The organism is Streptomyces sp. SLBN-8D4 (assembly GCF_049739545.1).
GTDB lineage: Bacteria > Actinomycetota > Actinomycetes > Streptomycetales > Streptomycetaceae > Streptomyces > Streptomyces canus_C.
The window spans coordinates 2,658,885-2,676,540 of sequence record NZ_JBMGQC010000001.1 but is presented as its reverse complement, the minus strand read 5'-3'; the positions used below and the strand labels follow the sequence as shown (position 1 = coordinate 2,676,540).

General features: G+C 70.5%; 15 protein-coding genes and 1 riboswitch. Of the genes, 9 read left to right on the top strand and 6 right to left on the bottom strand.

Annotation, left to right across the window (positions count from 1 at the left end; translation table 11 throughout):
* Nucleotides 1–4: 4 nt before the first annotated feature.
* Nucleotides 5–1,171, top strand: coding sequence for a citrate synthase/methylcitrate synthase (locus RKD20_RS11730; RefSeq protein WP_424877686.1), 1,167 nt, complete (start codon nucleotides 5–7; stop codon nucleotides 1,169–1,171).
* Between the two features lie 10 nt (nucleotides 1,172–1,181).
* On the opposite strand, the gene RKD20_RS11725 is transcribed toward RKD20_RS11730, so the two are convergent.
* From RKD20_RS11725 to RKD20_RS11710, 4 genes are all read right to left on the bottom strand, one after another.
* Nucleotides 1,182–1,496, bottom strand: coding sequence for a DUF6082 family protein (locus RKD20_RS11725; protein WP_424877685.1), 315 nt, complete (start codon nucleotides 1,494–1,496; stop codon nucleotides 1,182–1,184).
* Nucleotides 1,497–2,007: 511 nt separating this feature from the next.
* Nucleotides 2,008–2,133 carry a hypothetical protein gene (locus tag RKD20_RS11720; protein ID WP_424877684.1) on the bottom strand — a complete coding sequence of 42 codons (126 nt, stop codon included), beginning with the start codon at nucleotides 2,131–2,133 and terminating at the stop codon, nucleotides 2,008–2,010.
* Nucleotides 2,134–2,486: 353 nt separating this feature from the next.
* A complete protein-coding gene (locus RKD20_RS11715; RefSeq protein WP_424877683.1) occupies nucleotides 2,487–2,723 on the bottom strand; it encodes a hypothetical protein in 237 nt (78 codons plus the stop codon).
* 119 nt (nucleotides 2,724–2,842) lie between these two features.
* Nucleotides 2,843–3,325, bottom strand: coding sequence for a DUF6082 family protein (locus tag RKD20_RS11710; RefSeq protein WP_424877682.1), 483 nt, complete (start codon nucleotides 3,323–3,325; stop codon nucleotides 2,843–2,845).
* A 322-nt stretch (nucleotides 3,326–3,647) separates the two neighbouring features.
* Here RKD20_RS11710 and RKD20_RS11705 point away from each other — a divergent pair, with 322 nt between their 5' ends.
* Nucleotides 3,648–4,781: a CobW family GTP-binding protein gene (locus RKD20_RS11705; protein ID WP_424877681.1), complete on the top strand. Its 1,134-nt coding sequence runs from the start codon at nucleotides 3,648–3,650 to the stop codon at nucleotides 4,779–4,781.
* On the opposite strand, the gene RKD20_RS11700 is transcribed toward RKD20_RS11705, so the two are convergent.
* Nucleotides 4,778–7,231, bottom strand: coding sequence for a DNA gyrase/topoisomerase IV subunit A (locus RKD20_RS11700; RefSeq protein WP_424877680.1), 2,454 nt, complete (start codon nucleotides 7,229–7,231; stop codon nucleotides 4,778–4,780). The genes RKD20_RS11705 and RKD20_RS11700 overlap by 4 nt on opposite strands.
* Nucleotides 7,232–7,558: 327 nt before the next feature.
* Here RKD20_RS11700 and RKD20_RS11695 point away from each other — a divergent pair, with 327 nt between their 5' ends.
* The 4 genes from RKD20_RS11695 (at nucleotide 7,559) to RKD20_RS11680 (ending at nucleotide 12,328) form a co-directional block, all read left to right on the top strand.
* Nucleotides 7,559–8,953 carry a M16 family metallopeptidase gene (locus RKD20_RS11695; RefSeq protein WP_424883200.1) on the top strand — a complete coding sequence of 465 codons (1,395 nt, stop codon included), beginning with the start codon at nucleotides 7,559–7,561 and terminating at the stop codon, nucleotides 8,951–8,953.
* Entirely contained in the window at nucleotides 8,950–10,338 is a 1,389-nt protein-coding gene (locus RKD20_RS11690) for a M16 family metallopeptidase (protein WP_020121905.1), read from the top strand. Before RKD20_RS11695 ends, RKD20_RS11690 begins: the two co-directional genes overlap by 4 nt.
* A 191-nt stretch (nucleotides 10,339–10,529) precedes the next feature.
* Nucleotides 10,530–10,687: riboswitch (cyclic di-AMP (ydaO/yuaA leader) on the top strand.
* Between the two features lie 13 nt (nucleotides 10,688–10,700).
* The gene (locus RKD20_RS11685; RefSeq protein WP_424877679.1) at nucleotides 10,701–11,453 is read left to right on the top strand and encodes a M23 family metallopeptidase; all 753 of its coding nucleotides are present in this window, start codon (nucleotides 10,701–10,703) and stop codon (nucleotides 11,451–11,453) included.
* Between the two features lie 179 nt (nucleotides 11,454–11,632).
* Complete coding sequence (locus RKD20_RS11680; RefSeq protein WP_424877678.1) at nucleotides 11,633–12,328, top strand: GntR family transcriptional regulator; 696 nt, start codon at nucleotides 11,633–11,635, stop codon at nucleotides 12,326–12,328.
* Nucleotides 12,329–12,453: 125 nt separating this feature from the next.
* Here the strand turns inward: RKD20_RS11680 and RKD20_RS11675 are convergent, their stop codons facing one another.
* Nucleotides 12,454–12,735, bottom strand: a complete 282-nt coding sequence (locus RKD20_RS11675) for an HPr family phosphocarrier protein (RefSeq protein WP_007385204.1) — start codon at nucleotides 12,733–12,735, stop codon at nucleotides 12,454–12,456.
* A gap of 188 nt (nucleotides 12,736–12,923) precedes the next feature.
* On the opposite strand from RKD20_RS11675, the gene RKD20_RS11670 reads away from it, so the two are divergent.
* Genes RKD20_RS11670 through RKD20_RS11660 form a run of 3 tightly spaced genes read left to right on the top strand, consistent with a single transcriptional unit; the run spans nucleotide 12,924 to nucleotide 17,620 of the window.
* The gene (locus RKD20_RS11670) at nucleotides 12,924–15,782 is read left to right on the top strand and encodes a GNAT family N-acetyltransferase (RefSeq protein ID WP_424877677.1); all 2,859 of its coding nucleotides are present in this window, start codon (nucleotides 12,924–12,926) and stop codon (nucleotides 15,780–15,782) included.
* Nucleotides 15,783–15,833: 51 nt separating this feature from the next.
* The gene (locus tag RKD20_RS11665) at nucleotides 15,834–16,421 is read left to right on the top strand and encodes a DUF5998 family protein (RefSeq protein ID WP_020121910.1); all 588 of its coding nucleotides are present in this window, start codon (nucleotides 15,834–15,836) and stop codon (nucleotides 16,419–16,421) included.
* Nucleotides 16,421–17,620 (top strand): alkaline phosphatase family protein, encoded by a 1,200-nt coding sequence (locus RKD20_RS11660; protein ID WP_424877676.1) that lies wholly within the window; start codon nucleotides 16,421–16,423, stop codon nucleotides 17,618–17,620. The genes RKD20_RS11665 and RKD20_RS11660 overlap by 1 nt, the downstream gene beginning before the upstream one ends.
* Nucleotides 17,621–17,656: the final 36 nt, after the last annotated feature.

Here is a 17,656-nt window from a genome sequence, read left to right as displayed (position 1 = left end):
AATCATGTCGGTCAACAGGTCCACCACCCCACTCGTCGACGTACCACGAGGACTCGCCGGCGTCGTCGTCACCGACACCGAGGTCGGGGACGTCCGGGGGCGCGAGGGGTTCTATCACTACCGCCAGTACTCGGCCGTCGAGCTCGCGCAGACACGCACCTTCGAGGACGTCTGGCATCTCCTGGTCCACGGCGAACTGCCGGACGCCGGACAGGCCCTGGCCTTCCGCGCCGAGACCGCCGCGCTCCGGCGACTGCCGGACGGGGTGCGGTTGGCGCTGCCCGCGATCGCCGCGGCGAGCGGGCGGTCGGGTCCTCTCGCCGGTATGCGCACTGCCTTGTCGCTGCTCGGTGCGGCGAAGGGGTTCCGGCCGGTGTACGACATCGGCCCGGACGAGCGGCGGCGGGACACGCTCGTGGCGGCCGCCGCGGTGCCGACGCTGCTCACCGCGCTGCACCGGCTGGGCAAGGGGCTGGAGCCGGTGGAGCCGCGTGAGGATCTCTCGTACGCGGCGAACTACCTCTACATGTTGACGGGTTCCGAGCCGGAGTCGCAGCGGGCCCGGGCGGTGGAGCAGTACTTGATCTCAACCATTGATCACGGCTTCAATGCATCAACCTTTACGGCACGGGTCATCGCGTCGACGGGGGCGGATGTCGTGGCGTGTCTCGTGGGGGCCGTAGGAGCGTTGTCCGGGCCGCTGCACGGGGGAGCGCCGAGCCGGGCGTTGGACACCCTGGATGTGATCGGTACGCCCGACCGTATCGACCCCTGGATCCGTGAGCGCGTGCTCGCCGGTGAACGGATCATGGGCTTCGGTCACGCGATCTACCGCACGGAGGACCCGCGTTCCCGGATGCTCCGGGAGGTCGCCCAGCGGTTCGGCGGGTCCCGAGTGGATTTCGCCGTCGAGGTGGAACGGCATGTCGAGGCGATCCTGGCCGAGCTGAAGCCGGGGCGGGAGTTGCACACCAACGTCGAGTTCTACGCCGGTGTGGTCATGGAACTGTGCGGGCTGCCTCGCGAGATGTTCACGCCTACGTTCGCGGCGGCTCGGGTGGTGGGGTGGAGCGCGAACATCCTGGAGCAGGCGGCGGACTCGAAGATCATTCGGCCGGTGGCGCGGTATGTGGGGGCGGAGGCGCCGGTGGCGGTGCCGGTCATGGCTTGACCCGGGTTTCTCAGGACGGATCCGGGGGTGTGGTTCGCCGTATGTCGGCCAGTGCCTCCTCGAAGAGTTGGAACGCCTGGCCGTCCGGGCTCTGTGGAGACATCCGCCGCTTCTGCTCGCGCGTGGTCTCCCAGTAGTGCCGGAAGACGTCGCTGCTGAGCATCGTCTTCGCTGCCGCCCGGACGTCCGCGTCCGAGTAGGTATTCCAGCTGCGTGCAAGAACCAGGTGGGCGTAGACCAGATTCGAGTAGAGGTGCTGGCGGAGCGTCGCTTGTGGGCTCTCGCGATAGGTGGTCCACACACTTGCGAGTGCGGGGTCAGCCATGGCCATCTGCGTGAGTTGGATGTGCAGCGCGCGCGCATGTCCGCCTCCGCACTGCGGCGTAACTCGGCCCGAGACGCGGCCAGTTCCTCCCGTTGGAGTGTCAGTTCCTCGCGCTGTGACCGTAACTCGCGTTGCTGGAAGAACAGGGCGATCACCAGCATCAAGAGAGCGAGCCCTGAGAACACGGCACTTGCCCCGCCGAAGTAACCGCCGAGAGAGCTGAGCTCCACCGCCGCTTCGCGGCCCCCGCTTACTCCCTGAACGCCGTCGATGAGCCATCTGCTGACAGCTATGGAAGCCAGGCCCGTGGCGGCCACGCAGGTCACGGCGGCGGCGGCCCACGCGCCGATCGACAGCAACGAACGACAGACACCGTGGCGCGCCACTGATCCCCTCCTCGTCGGCACGCTCAAGCCTTGCCCGGGCGTCGACGGAAGAAACAGCTCCGGTTTGTCTCGGTGTCGCCCCCGGGGAACCGCCCGGCGGGGCCCGTCCCTGGGGGCGACGCGTCCTACTCGTCCAGAGCCTTCTTCGCCTCCCTGAGGACCCTGCCGGGTACCACTACGTAGGTCTGATGCGGTTTGGGGTCGGGCAGCCTGTGCTTCTTGCGGGTCTCCTCGGGCAGTTCTCCGCCCATCACAACGACGTCATTGTTGTCGAGCAGAAATGCGGCAGGGCAGCAGTCGCCATCGAGGCAAGGCTTTCCGAGACGCCTCACTATCGTGTGCCTCCGCTGCGCAAGTCTGCGGGCCTCTGCGCGTCCAAGACGGACGGTCATGCGGGTCTCCGATCGAGTGGTAACGAGGAGGAACGAGAAGGGAGTGGAAGCGCGGGGGTGTGCGCTTCGGCGCATGGTGTGAGAGGGATGGTTCTCGCCCGGATGCCCTCATCGGACCGAGTGGTGCCTCGGTGGGGCAACGCCGGATTGCCGAGACGAGGTGATGTCACGGACCGGGCGTCAGGTAAGACGCAGTACTGCGAAGTGGGAGGTCAGGCGTCGGGAATGTCGACCTTGGCCCTGACGAGCGTCTCCCGGGTGATGACGACGATGCGCTCGTCGTCCGCCCGCGCGGCGTCGTGAGGGAGCTCGCCGTCGAGTTCCGCGGTGGCCTCCCGCCCGATGACCGCGAAGTTGCCGTCCTCGAGTTCGAAAACGTCAGGGCAGGTCTGGCCGGTTTGGCTTCCTCGCTCCCGTGGAGCAGCACCGATGCGGCGCACAATTTTCAAATGGATCCCGGTCCTTGGAACGTGTGAGTGGGCTACGGCGGGTCACATTAGCGGCTTGAAGATGCGCACAACTGACTTGTACTCCGGACGGACGCAACTTTATGCGCGCGTAACTTGCCCTACTCGGTGGGAGGTTCACCCACTACCCACCATTCATCGGCGTCCGAGTCGTCCAGGTCCCGGATGAGCCCGTCCACCATGCGACCCAGACGGGACTCCGGTGACGTTCCCAAGCTCGCACGATGGTGGCGCGTCGCCTCCCAGTACTCGCGGAAGACCTGGTTCTGGCACATCACCCGAAGGTGTCCGAAAAGTTCCTGCAGACTGATCGCACCGATCCGGTGCGCATGCAATGCGTTGATGTACAGGGCGTTGGCGAAGAGGAACTGCCGCTGCTTCTCACTCGACACGTCGGAATCGTAGGTGTCGAGTACTGCGGTCAACGTCGGATCGTCCATGGCCTTGCACAAGAGGTCGAAGTGCAGCCGATGCCGCTCGCTCTGTGCCCGCTGGTGCCGCCGCCGCACGCCCAGCAGGTAGGCGGCAACCGAGATCCCGGTCGCGGCGCCGAGTGTGCGTATCGCGCTCTTCTGTGTGGCCATGTCAATCCCCGGTTCAAACGGCCGTCCGCCGGTCGTCGGGGTGCGGGTCGACTGATGGGGACCGGCGAGCGGTGGGCGGCGCTTGCCGTCTCCCAGGGTGCCGAGCGGCTCTGATCGGCGGGGGAGGCGGAGAGGAGGCGCACGGAGGGAAGTGAGGGTCGCACGAACCGGCGCCTTGCCCAACGTCTGCCCCGCAAGTGCTGCTAACAATCGTTCACTTCGCGGTGATTATTCCGGCTCGTATCCTGGTCCGGCAGAGAAACCTCGTACGTGCGCCGGGACCGCGATCCGGTGCACGCAGCAGCGCGAAAGAGGTCGTACGTTGAGTCAGCCGAGCGGGAGCCCCCGGCAGATCCCGGTCGTCGTGCTCGCCGGATTCCTGGGTTCCGGCAAGACCACGCTCCTCAATCACCTCCTCCACCGCAGCGGAGGCAGCCGTATCGGAGCCGTCGTCAACGACTTCGGTGCCATCGAGATCGACGCCATGGCCGTCGCCGGCGCGCTCGGCGACTCGACCGTCTCCCTCGGGAACGGCTGCCTGTGCTGCGCCGTCGACGTCGGCGAACTCGACCAGTACCTCTCCCGGCTTGCCCACCCCGACACCGGCATCGACGTCATCGTCATCGAGGCCAGCGGGCTCGCCGAGCCGCAGGAACTCGTCCGCATGGTGCTCGCCAGCGAGCAGCCCCATGTCGTCTACGGCGGCCTCGTCGAGGTCGTCGACGCCGCCGAGTTCGACGACACCCGGGCCAGACATCCCGAGCTCGACCGGCACCTCGGCCTTGCCGACCTAGTCGTGGTCAACAAGCTCGACCGGGCGGCTCCCCAGGATGCCGAGCGCGTTCTGGCCGTCGTCCGGTCTCTCGTCGACCGCGCCGCCGTCGTCCCGGCCACCTACGGCCGCATCGACCCCGAGTTCCTCTTCGACTGCCGGCCCAGCGAGGAGCGCATCGGACAGCTCTCCTTCGACGACCTCCACGGACCCGACGAGGACACCGGCCACTACTACGACGGCCCTGGTCACGATTATCACCATCACCACGGCCATGCGGGGCATCTGCACGACGCCTACGACAGCCTGTCCTTCACCTCGGACACGCCCTTCGACCCACGTCGGCTCATGGGCTTCCTCGACAGCCGCCCCGCAGGCCTCTACCGGATCAAGGGATACGTCGACTTCGGGCCGCACGACGTCCGCAACCGTTACGCCGTACACGCCGTGGGGCGGTTTCTGCGGTTCTACCCGGAGGCCTGGCCGCCCGGCGATCCCCGCCTCACCCAGCTCGTCCTCATCGGCTCCGGCATCGACACCGCTGCCCTCGGCAAGGAGCTGGAGGCGTGCAAGGCGGACCGCAAAGACGCCCCGCACGCCGACGAGGCCGGCATGTGGGGCGTCCTGCGTTTCGTACAGGGCACCGAAGCGGATCCCGAAGAGGACTTCGAAGAACCTGCCTAGACCGGACCCGCCACCACCGACACCGTCTTCGCCAGCGACACGCCCGAGCCGTCGCGGCGCGGGTCGATCTCCGGGAGGTCGGCCGGTGTGCCGTTCTTCTGCGCCGCGCGGGCCGGGACGGGGCCCGCCCAGGCCAGGGACAGGCAGTCCTCGCCCTTGAGGAACCGCTGGCAGCGGACGCCGCCCGTGGCACGGCCCTTGCGCGGGTACTGGTCGAACGGGGTCAGCTTGGCCGTCGTCTGGACCGAGTCGTCGAGCGTGCCGCGCGAGCCCGCGACCGTGAAGACGACCGCGTCGGCCGCCGGGTCCACCGCCGTGAAGGAGATGACCTTCGCGCCCTCAGTGAGCTTGATGCCCGTCATACCGCCCGCCGGACGACCCTGCGGACGGACCTGTGAGGCCTGGTAGCGCAGGAGTTGGGCGTCGTCGGTGATGAAGACCAGGTCCTCGTCGCCGGTGCGCAGTTCCACCGCGCCGACGATCCGGTCGCCCTCCTTGAGGGTGATGACCTCCAACTCGTCCTTGTTGGACGGATAGTCGGGGACCACACGCTTGACGACGCCCTGTTCGGTGCCGAGGGCCAGACCGGGCGAGGACTCGTCCAGCGTGGTGAGGCAGATCAGGGTCTCGTCGTCCTCCAGGGAGAGGAACTCCGCCAGCGGGGCGCCGCCCGCGAGGTTCGCGGCCGACTCCGGGAGCTGCGGCAGGTCGATGACGTTCAGCCGCAGCAGACGGCCGGACGAGGTGACCGCGCCGATCTCGCCGCGCGCGGTGGCCGGCACCGCGGAGACGATCAGGTCGTGCTTGGCCCGCTTGCCGCCGGCTTCCTCCGGGAACGGCTCGCCGTTCGCCGTACGGGCCAGCAGACCCGTCGAGGACAGCAGCACCCGGCACGGGTCGTCCGCCACCTGGAGCGGTACGGCGGCCACGGGGGCCGTCGCGCCGGCCTCCAGCAGGACCGTGCGCCGCTCGGTGCCGTACTTCTTGGCGACCGCGGCCAGTTCGGCGGAGACCAGCTTGCGCAGCTCGGCGTCCGACTCCAGGATCCGGGTCAGCTCCGCGATCTCCGCGATGAGCCGGTCCTGCTCCGACTCCAGCTCGATGCGGTCGAACCTGGTCAGCCGCCGCAGGGGCGTGTCCAGGATGTACTGCGTCTGGATCTCGCTCAGCGAGAAGCGCTCGATCAGGCGCTCCTTCGCCTGCGCGGAGTTGTCGCTGGAGCGGATGATCCGGATGACCTCGTCGATGTCGACGAGTGCGGTGAGCAGGCCCTCGACCAGGTGCAGCCGGTCACGTCGCTTGGTGCGCCGGAACTCGCTGCGGCGGCGCACCACTTCGAAGCGGTGGTCGAGGTAGACCTCCAGGAGCTCCTTGAGGCCGAGCGTGAGGGGCTGTCCGTCCACCAGCGCCACGTTGTTGACGCCGAAGGACTCCTCCATCGGCGTCAGCTTGTAGAGCTGCTCCAGGACGGCCTCCGGCACGAAGCCGTTCTTGATCTCGATGACCAGGCGCAGGCCGTGCGCGCGGTCGGTGAGGTCCTTGACGTCGGCGATGCCCTGGAGCTTCTTCGCGTTGACCAGGTCCTTGATCTTGGCGATCACCTTCTCCGGGCCGACCGTGAAGGGCAGCTCGGTGACGACCAGGCCCTTGCGGCGGGCCGTCACCGTCTCCACCGAGACCGTCGCGCGGATCTTGAAGGTGCCGCGGCCCGTCTCGTAGGCGTCCCGGATGCCGGAGAGACCGACGATCCGGCCGCCGGTGGGCAGGTCGGGGCCCGGGATGTGCTTCATCAGGGCGTCCAGATCCGCGTTCGGGTAGCGGATCAGGTGGCGGGCGGCCGCGATGACCTCGGTGAGGTTGTGCGGCGCCATGTTGGTGGCCATGCCGACCGCGATGCCGGAGGCGCCGTTCACCAGGAGGTTCGGGAAGGCGGCGGGCAGCGCGCCCGGCTCCTGCTCCTGGCCGTCGTAGTTGGGCGCGAAGTCGACCGTGTCCTCGTCGATGGACTCGGTCATCAGGCTCGCGGCCTCGGCGGCACGGCACTCGGTGTACCGCATGGCGGCCGGCGGGTCGTCGTTGCCCAGCGAGCCGAAGTTGCCGTGGCCGTCGACCAGCGGGACGCTCATCGAGAAGGGCTGGGCCATGCGCACCAGGGCGTCGTAGATCGACGCGTCACCGTGGGGGTGCAACTTACCCATGACCTCGCCGACCACGCGGGCACACTTCACATAGCCGCGGTCGGGTCGCAGGCCCATCTCGTTCATCTGGTAGACGATGCGTCGGTGCACCGGCTTGAGGCCGTCGCGGGCGTCGGGGAGCGCGCGGGAGTAGATGACCGAGTACGCGTACTCGAGGTACGAGCCCTTCATCTCGTCCACGACGTCGATGTCGAGGATCCGCTCCTCGTACGAGTCGTCGGGCGGCGGGGTCTTCGTGCTGCGGCGGGCCATCGCTGCCGGCTCCTCTTTTCTGGTCGCTCGCCTACGGGTCGCTCACTTCGGCCCTTTGGCTCACTCTTGCTGAAGCGTGAACGGGATCTGACGCGGACCATTGTGGACCGCGGCACTGACAGTCCGGGCCGGGGCCCGGCCGGGCCGCCCGGACCGGCGACCGCACAGCGCCTCCCTCACGGTTGCCCGCAGGCTACGCGATCCGCTGTGGGCGTACGTGCTCCGGGAACTTCGCCGAGGGTCCGCACGCTTGCATACAGTGGCAGGACCGGCAGGAAAAACGCGGTTTTGACGACCGCGACCGCGATCGAAGGGACGTACATGCCCATGGGTCACACGGCCACAGACCAGGCAGGCACCGGGGGCCTGACAGCGACCGAGCACCGCCTGGCCAACGGGCTGCGCGTGGTGCTCTCCGAGGACCACCTGACCCCGGTCGCGGCGGTGTGCCTCTGGTACGACGTCGGCTCGCGCCACGAGGTCAAGGGGCGTACCGGCCTGGCTCACCTTTTCGAGCACTTGATGTTCCAGGGCTCCGGACAGGTCAAGGGCAACGGACACTTCGAGCTCGTCCAGGGCGCGGGCGGCTCGCTCAACGGCACCACCAGCTTCGAGCGCACCAACTACTTCGAGACCATGCCGACGCACCAGCTGGAGCTCGCCCTCTGGCTGGAGGCCGACCGCATGGGCTCGCTGCTGGCAGCCCTCGACGACGAGTCGATGGAGAACCAGCGCGACGTCGTCAAGAACGAGCGCAGGCAGCGCTACGACAACGTCCCCTACGGCACCGCGTTCGAGAAGCTGACCGCGCTCGCCTACCCGGAGGGCCACCCCTACCACCACACCCCGATCGGTTCGATGACCGACCTGGACGCGGCCACCCTGGAGGACGCGCGCGCGTTCTTCCGCACGTACTACGCGCCCAACAACGCCGTCCTGTCGATTGTCGGCGACATCGACCCGGAGCAGACGCTCGCCTGGGTCGAGAAGTACTTCGGCTCCATCCCCTCGCACGACGGCAAGCCCGCGCCCCGCGACGGCTCCCTGCCCCAGATCATCGGCGAGCAGCTGCGTGAGGTCGTCGAGGAGGAGGTCCCCGCGCGCGCGTTGATGGCCGCCTACCGGCTGCCGCACGACGGCACCCGCGAGGCGGACGCGGCCGACCTCGCCCTCACCGTCCTCGGCGGCGGCGAGTCCTCCCGCCTCTACAACCGGCTCGTACGGCGCGACCGTACGGCCGTCGCGGCCGGCTTCGGTCTGCTGCGCCTGGCCGGTGCGCCCTCCTTGGGCTGGCTCGATGTGAAGACCTCGGGGGACGTCGAGGTGCCGGTCATCGAGGCCGCCATCGACGAGGAGCTCGCGCGGTTCGCCGAGGAGGGCCCCACGGCCGAGGAGATGGAGCGCGCCCAGGCCCAGTTGGAGCGCGAGTGGCTGGACCGGCTCGGCACCGTCGCGGGCCGCGCCGACGAACTGTGCAGGTACGCCGTCCTGTTCGGCGACCCGCAGCTCGCCCTGACCGCCGTACAGCGCGTCCTGGAGGTGAGCGCCGAGGAAGTGCAGGAGGTCGCCAAGGCCACACTGCGCCCCGACAACCGCGCGGTGCTCGTCTACGAGCCCACCGCCCCGGCCGAGATCGCCGACAGCGCCGAGGACGCCGCCGAGGATCCGGAAGCCGCGGCGACCGTAGAAGCCACCGACGAGAACGAGGAGGCGGCCAAGTGACCGAGCTCGCCGCGATGGAATTCCACCCGCAGCCGCAGGCGGGCGAGCCCAAGGTCTGGGCCTTCCCCGCCCCCGAGCGCGGGACGCTCGACAACGGCCTCACGCTCCTGCGCTGCCACCGTCCCGGCCAGCAGGTCGTCGCCGTCGAGGTGCTCCTGGACGCGCCCCTGGACGCCGAGCCGGCCGGCCTGGACGGTGTCGCCACGATCATGGCGCGCGCGTTCTCCGAGGGCACCGACAAGCACTCCGCCGAGGACTTCGCCGCCGAGCTGGAGCGCTGCGGCGCCACCCTCGACGCGCACGCCGACCACCCGGGTGTCCGCCTGAGCCTCGAAGTGCCCGCCTCCCGCCTGGCCAAGGCACTCGGTCTGCTGGCCGACGCGCTCAGGGCGCCCGCGTTCGCGGACAGCGAGGTGGAGCGGCTCGTCCGCAACCGCCTCGACGAGATCCCGCACGAGCTGGCCAACCCGTCCCGCCGCGCGGCCAAGGAGCTGTCCAGGGAGCTGTTCCCGGCGGACTCGCGTATGTCGCGCCCCCGCCAGGGCACCGAGGAGACCGTCGAGAACATCGACTCCGCGGCCGTGCGGGCCTTCTACGAGAAGCACGTGCGGCCCGCCACCGCGACCGCCGTGGTCGTCGGTGACCTCACCGGCATCGACCTGGACGCGCTGCTCGCCGACACCCTCGGCTCCTGGACCGGCTCCACCGGCCGGCCGCGCCCCGTGCCGCCGGTGACCGCCGACGACACCGGCCGGGTCGTCATCGTGGACCGCCCTGGCGCCGTCCAGACGCAGCTGCTGATCGGCCGTATCGGTGCGGACCGGCACGCACGCGTGTGGCCCGCGCAGGTGCTCGGCACGTACTGCCTCGGCGGCACCCTCACCTCCCGCCTGGACCGCGTCCTGCGCGAGGAGAAGGGCTACACCTACGGCGTACGGTCGTTCGGCCAGGTCCTCAGGTCCGCCCCGGACGGCTCGGGCGCCGCGATGCTCGCCATCAGCGGCTCGGTCGACACCCCGAACACCGGTCCCGCCCTGGACGACCTGTGGAAGGTGCTGCGCACGCTCGCCGAGGGCGGTCTCACCGACGCCGAGCGCGATGTCGCCGTACAGAACCTCGTCGGTGTGGCACCGCTCAAGTACGAGACGGCCGCGGCCGTCGCGAGCACGCTGGCCGACCAGGTCGAGCAGCACCTGCCCGACGACTACCAGGCGACCCTGTACCAGCAGCTCGCCGCGACCGGCACCGTCGAGGCCACCGCCGCCGTCGTGAACGCCTTCCCGGTGGACCGGCTGGTGACGATCCTGGTCGGCGACGCGGCCGCCATCAAGGAGCCCGTCGAAGCCCTCGGCATCGGCGAAGTCAAGGTCGTGACGGCCGAGTAGAGGAACCCGGCTCAGGGGGCCCTGGTGGCGCAAACGTCACCAGGGCCCCCAGATGTCCGGATTGGGCAGGAGGTTGCCTGTCTGCCCTGTGGGATGCGCTACAAACACCCTCATCGGTTTGGGGATTGAAAGCAGGCCCGCTTAGCGTCCTCTGGGCTGTCCGTCAGGCACCGCGCCGCGTCCGCGGCACCGGACAGTCATCGCCGAGTCCCCGCATGGCGTGAGCCAGGGGAGCCGGGGACCCACGTCCCTGGGGTGAATCGGACGCCCGCGCACCGCGAGGGGGTCCGTAGGAGACCTTCCTGCTCCGAACCCGTCAGCTAACCCGGTAGGCGAGAAGGAAGGAAAGGATCAGCCACCACATGGCGTTCACCTGCGCCGCCGGGAAGCACCGTCGTCCCAGCCGTATGAAGCGCACGACCGCCCGCGCCGCGGGCGTCGCGGCTCTTGCCACCACCGGCGTCCTCGGCGCCGTCGCGGCCCCGGCGCTCGCCGCCGACAACTCCGTCGAGCAGACCGGTCTCATGCCCGTCGTCACCGTCGGGGACTCCCTCGCGGACCAGCTCGGCGCCCAGGCCGAGGCCCAGGCGCAGGCAGCCGCGCAGAAGAAGGCGGCGGCGGAGGCCAAGCGCAAGGCCGAGGCGCGCGCCAAGGAGATACGCGAGGCCAAGGAGCGCGCCGCCCGTGAGGCCGAGCGCAAGCGCCTCAACGCCTTCGTCGCCCCGATCTCCGGTTCCTACATCTCCACCGGCTACAAGACCGGCGGCTCCCTGTGGTCCTCCGGCAGCCACACCGGTGTCGACTTCCACGCCGCCAGCGGCACCTCCGTGCACGCGGTCGGCCGCGGCACCGTCGTGGAGACGGGCTGGGGCGGGTCGTACGGGAACCAGATCGTGATCAGGATGGCCGACGGCACGTACACCCAGTACGGCCACCTGTCGTCCATCGGCGTCTCGGTCGGCCAGTCGGTCACCCCCGGCCAGCAGATCGGCCTCTCCGGCGCGACCGGCAACACCACCGGACCGCACCTGCACTTCGAGGCGCGCACCAGCCCGGAGTACGGCTCGGACATCGACCCCGTCTCCTACCTGCGCTCGCACGGCGTGAACGTCTGACGACCCGTCGCGCACACTCCGCGAGACCCCGGCTCCCCGAGCCTCGTTTCCAGCGGCCCGTTGTCCAAAAAATATCCCTGGATTCCGGTCCGCCGTCGGAAATTCCCGCTCATTGCAATAGAGTCACTGAACACACGTCAATCGGCGACGTTTCACGGGGATTAAGACGGAGGTCGGACATGCGTATTCCGGCGCACTCGGTATGCACTGCGATCCGGGACGACATCGTCGCCGGTGTCCACGAGCGCGGGAGCCGGCTCACCGAGGAACTGCTCGCCCGTCGCTACGGAGTCTCCCGCGTCCCCGTCCGCGAGGCCCTGCGCACCCTGGAGGCCGAGGGCTTCGTGGTGACGCGGCGGCACGCGGGCGCGTGTGTGGCCGAACCGACCGAGCAGGAGGGCGCCGACCTCCTGGAGATGCGCATGCTCCTCGAACCGCTCGGCGCCACCCGGGCCGCCCAGCGGCGCACCGAGGCCCATCTGAAGGTGCTGCGCGGCCTGGTCAGGCTGGGCCAGGAGCGGGCCAGGCGGGGCAACAGCGACGACCTGCGCTCCCTGGGGGGCTGGTTCCACGAGACGCTCGCCCAGGCCTCCGGCAGCCCCGCGCTGACCTCGCTGCTGACCCAGCTGCGGCACAAGATCGCCTGGATGTACGTCGTGGACGCACCCGCCAACCCCGTGGAGTCCTGGGCGGAGCACGGCGCGATCGTGGACGCGGTGGCCCGCGGGGACGCCGAGCGGGCGCGGGCGGTCACGGCGCTGCACACCGAGCGCTCGGGCGCGGCGCACCGGCTGCGGTTCACCTCGGGGCAGGACCGCACGGACCGTGTGAGGACCTCGCAACATCCTGTAAACGTGACGGGTGTGCGGCATTAACACGGGCGCCGTATACAAAGAAGAGTAATTCGCGGGGGAGTATTTCTGCTGCCCGCAAAAAGGAAAAGCGAAGGGCCCGCCCGATAATTCGGACGAGCCCCTCGGTGCTTTTCGGACCACCGAACTCAGACGGTCTCGGGAAGCTCCTCGAGTCCCTCGGCGACGAGCTTCGCGAGCCGGTCGAGGGCCGCGTCCGCACCCTCGGCGTCGGAGGCGAGGACGATCTCCTCGCCACCCTGGGCGCCCAGGCCGAGAACGGCCAGCATGGAGGCCGCGTTGACGGGGTTGCCGTCGGCCTTGGCGATCGTCACCGGGATACCTGCGGCCGTGGCGGCCCGGACGAAGATGGAAGCGGGGCGGGCGTGGAGGCCCTCGGCCCAGCCGACGTTGACGCGGCGCTCAGCCATGTGATGCTGCCCTTCGGTTCTCAAGGTTGTCTAGACCAGTTTCCCACACGTGAAGCGTCTCCGGAGAGGACCCGAAGTCCCTCCCGGGGCGAGTCGTCGGACCGCGGCCTCGGCCCGACGTCCGTCCTCGCGCGTTCTCCACAGACTGCCTCGCGCCGTTGTCGTACGCGAGCCGTACTCTGGGGCCCATGCAGAGCGCGTCGGACCGGCACGAGTACCCCGCCCACTGGGAAGCCGACGTGGTGCTGCGCGACGGCGGCACCGCGCGCATCCGGCCCATCACCGTCGACGACGCCGATCGCCTGGTCAGCTTCTACGAGCAGGTCTCGGACGAGTCGAAGTACTACCGCTTCTTCGCGCCCTACCCGCGCCTGTCCGCCAAGGACGTCCACCGCTTCACGCACCACGACTTTGTGGACCGGGTGGGTCTCGCCGCCACCATCGGAGGCGAGTTCATCGCCACCGTACGCTACGACCGCATCGGCGCCGACGGCATGCCCGCCTCGGCTCCCGCCGACGAGGCCGAGGTCGCCTTCCTCGTGCAGGACGCCCACCAGGGGCGCGGTGTGGCCTCCGCCCTCCTCGAACACATCGGGGCCGTCGCCCGCGAGCGCGGCATCCGGCGCTTCGCCGCCGAGGTGCTGCCCGCCAACGTCAAGATGATCAAGGTGTTCACCGACGCCGGGTACACCCAGAAGCGCAGCTTCGAGGACGGCGTCGTACGCCTGGAGTTCGACCTGGAGCCCACCGACCGCTCGCTCGCCGTGCAGTACGCGCGCGAACAGCGCGCCGAGTCGCGCTCGGTGCAGCGGCTGCTCACCCCCGGTTCCGTCGCCGTCGTGGGCGTCGGACGCGCCGAGGGCGGCGTGGGCCGCAGTGTGCTCGGCAACATCAGGGACTACGGCTTCACCGGCCGTCTGTACGCCGTGAACAAGGCGTTCCCCGAGGACCAGAAGGACCTCGACGGCATCTCCGCACACCGCTCGGTGGGGGACATCGACGGCCCCGTGGACGTCGCGGTCGTCGCCGTACCGGCCGAGCACGTCCCCGAGGTCGTCGCCGAGTGCGGGGCACATGGCGTCCAGGGGCTCGTCGTGCTCTCCGCCGGGTACGCCGAGAGCGGCCCCGAAGGGCGCGAGCGCCAGCGTGAACTCGTGCGGCACGCACGCGCGTACGGCATGCGGATCATCGGCCCGAACGCCTTCGGGATCATCAACACCCACCCGGACGTCCGCCTCAACGCCTCACTGGCCCCCGAGACCCCCCGCCCCGGCCGGATCGGCCTGTTCGCCCAGTCCGGCGCCATCGGCATCGCCCTGCTCTCCCGGCTGCACCGGCGCGGCGGCGGCGTCACCGGCGTCACCGGCGTCTCCACCTTCGTCTCCTCCGGCAACCGCGCCGACGTCTCCGGCAACGACGTCCTTCAGTACTGGTACGACGACCCGGACACCGACGTCGTCCTCATGTACCTGGAGTCCATCGGCAACCCCCGCAAGTTCACCCGCCTCGCCAGGCGTACGGCGGCGGCCAAGCCCCTGGTCGTCGTGCAGGGCTCCGGCACCGCCCCGCAGGGCCACGCCGTCCGCGCCACGCGCCTGCCGCGCGCCACGGTGTCCGCGCTGCTCCGGCAGGCCGGCGTGATCCAGGTCGACACCATCACCGAACTCGTGGACACCGGCCTCCTGCTGGCCCGCCAGCCGCTGCCCACCGGACCCAGGGTGGCGATCCTCGGCAACTCCGAGTCGCTCGGCCTGCTCACCTACGACGCGTGCGTGGCCGAGGGACTGAGGCCGTCGACCCCGCTGGACCTGACCACCGCGGCCGTGCCGGAGGACTTCCACGCGGCCCTCGCGCGCGCGTTGGCCGACGACTCCTGCGACGCGGTGATCGTGACGGCCATCCCGGCGGTCGGCGAGGGGACCGCAGGCGAGGGGACCGCCGGCGACGCCGCCCTCGCCGAGGCGCTCAGGTCCGCGGCGGAGCAGGTCCCCGGCAAGCCGGTCCTCGTGGTCCATGTCGAGCTCGGCGGCCTCGCGGAGGCCCTGTCGGCGGCGACCAGCACCGCGCCCCAGGCCGCCGCGGGCCCGCCCAGGATCCGTGCCGACCACCCGTTCCGCGCCCTGGACCGGCTGCGCGCCACCCAGGCCCCCGCGCAGCCGCCCGCGCCCGGGAACAGCGACCGCCTCATCCCCGCCTACCCCGCCGCCGAGCGCGCGGTGCGGGCCCTCGCCGACGCCGTGCAGTACGCGCAGTGGCGCCGGGAGGCCGCCGAGCCCGGCAAGGTGCCCGAGTCCATCGACGCGGACATCGACGAGAAGGGCGCCGCGACCCTGATCGACGGCCTGCTCACGCGCGGGCAGGGACTCACCCTCGGCACCGAGGAGACCTGCGAGCTGCTCGCCAAGTACGGCATCCAGGTCCACCGCGCCCTGCCCGCCACCACCGCCGACGCCGCCGTCCAGGCTGCCGCCGCCCTCGGCTACCCGGTCGCACTCAAGGCCACCGCCCCGCACCTGCGCCACCGCGCCGACCTCGGCGGCGTACGCCTCGATCTCGCGGACGAGGAGCAGTTGCGGCGCGCGTACACCGAGCTGACCGAGCTGTTCGGCACGCCCGACGAACTGCGGCCCGTGGTGCAGGGGATGGCCCCGCGCGGGGTCGACACCGTGATCCGGGCCGTCATCGACCCCGCCGCCGGCGCCGTGCTGTCATTCGGGCTGGCCGGGGCGGCCTCACAGCTGCTCGACGACACCGCGCACCGGCTGATTCCGGTCACCGACCGGGAGGCGGCGACCCTGGTCCGCTCGATCCGGACCGCGCCGCTCCTCTTCGGCTGGCGCGGTTCCACCCCGGTCGACACACCCGCGCTGGAGGAGCTCCTGCTGCGGGTGTCCCGGCTGGTCGACGACCATCCCGAGGTCGTCGCGGTCACCCTGGAGCCGGTCGTCGTCGCCCCGCGCGGCCTGAGCGTCCTCGGCGCCTCCGTACGGCTCGCGCCGCCGCCCGCTCGCGACGACCTCGGCCCGCGGACCCTTCCCGCGTACTGAGCGGCGGCGACCGGTGCCTCGCAGTCAGTGCGCCCCCGTAGGATGGACGGCATGGCCAAGACCAGTACGACGACCCAGGGGCTGCGTGCGGCGATCGAGCGCAGCGGCTACTACCCGGCCCTCGTGGCCGAGGCGGTGGAGGCCGCCGTGGGCGGCGAGCCCATCCGGTCGTACCTGGTCCACCAGGAGACGACGTTCGACCAGAACGAGGTGCGGCGGCACGTGACCGTGCTCGTCCTCACCGGCAACCGCTTCATCGTGAGCCACACCGACGAACAGGCCGCGGACACCACGTCCCCGACGCCGTACGCCACCACCTCCACGGAGTCCGTGAAGCTTGGCCGGATCTCGTCGGTCGTGGTCAGCCGGGTCGTCGCGAACCCGGAGCAGTACCAGCCGGGCACCCTGCCCCGCGAGGTCGTGCTGACCATCGGCTGGGGCGCCGTCTCCCGCATCGACCTGGAGCCCGCCGCCTGCGGCGACCCCAACTGCGAGGCGGACCACGGCTACACCGGCAGCTCCACGGCGGACGACCTCAGCCTGCGCGTCAGCGAGGCCGGGGACGGCCCGGACACCGTGCGCCAGGCACTCGCCTTCGCGCAGGCCATCTCCGAGGCGACCGCGGACGTCACCCCCTGATGGTGCAGCCTGCCTCCGCCTGGGACCACCCGGAACCCCTCGCCCTCGACACCGCGCCCGTCCCCGAGTACGGCAGCGGCTCCCTCGCCGACCTGCTGCCCACCCTGGCCGCCGGCATGGCCGTACCGGGCACCACCGCCGCGATCCACGAGCTCACCCCCGCCGACCGGAACTGCGTGTTCCTGATCGACGGCCTCGGCTGGGAGCAGCTGAAGGCGCACCCGGACGAGGCGCCCTTCATGACCTCCCTGCTGGCCAGCTCGCGCGGCGGCACCGGCCGCCCCCTGACCACCGGCTACCCGGCGACCACCGCGACCTCCCTCGCCTCCGTCGGCACGGGACGCCCGCCCGGCGCCCACGGCCTGCCGGGCTACACCGTGCGCAATCCGGCCACCGGCGAGCTGATGAACCAGCTGCGCTGGCAGCCGTGGACCAAACCGCACGTCTGGCAGCCGTACCCCACCGTCTTCCAACTCGCCGACCGGGCCGGGGTGCACGCCGCCCAGGTCTCCTCGCCCACCTTCCAGAACACCCCGCTGACCAAGGTCGCGCTCAGCGGCGGGACGTTCCACGGGCGGCTGACCGGCGAGGAGCGCATGGACCTCGCGGCCGAGCAACTCGCGGCAGCGGACCGCTCGTTGGTCTACACGTACTACGCCGAGGTCGACGGCGCGGGGCACCGCTTCGGCGTGGACTCCGACACCTGGCGCGGCCAGTTGATGTACGTCGACCGACTGGTCCAGCGCCTCGCCGAGCAACTGCCGCCGCACAGCGCGCTGTACGTCACCGCCGACCACGGCATGGTCGACATCCCCTTCGACGAGCAGCACCGCATCGACTTCGACGAGGACTGGGAACTGCGCGCCGGGGTCGCCCTGCTCGGCGGCGAGGGCCGGGCCCGCCATGTCTACGCGGTACCCGGTGCCGCAGGCGATGTCCTGACCTGCTGGCGCGAGGTCCTCGGCGAGCAGTTCTGGGTCGCCTCCCGGGACGAGGCCATCGCGGCGGGCTGGTTCGGGCCGCCGGACCAGTTCGACGAGCGGGTGTACGACCGGATCGGCGACGTGGTCGCCGCCGCCCGCGACGACGTGCTGCTCATCGCCTCCGAGCGGGAGCCGAAGGAGTCGGCGATGGTAGGCAACCACGGTTCGATGACCCCCGCCGAGCAGCTCGTCCCGCTGCTCGAAGTACGCTCCTGAAGCCGATCCGGCCCTTCCGCCGCAGAAACCGAAAGG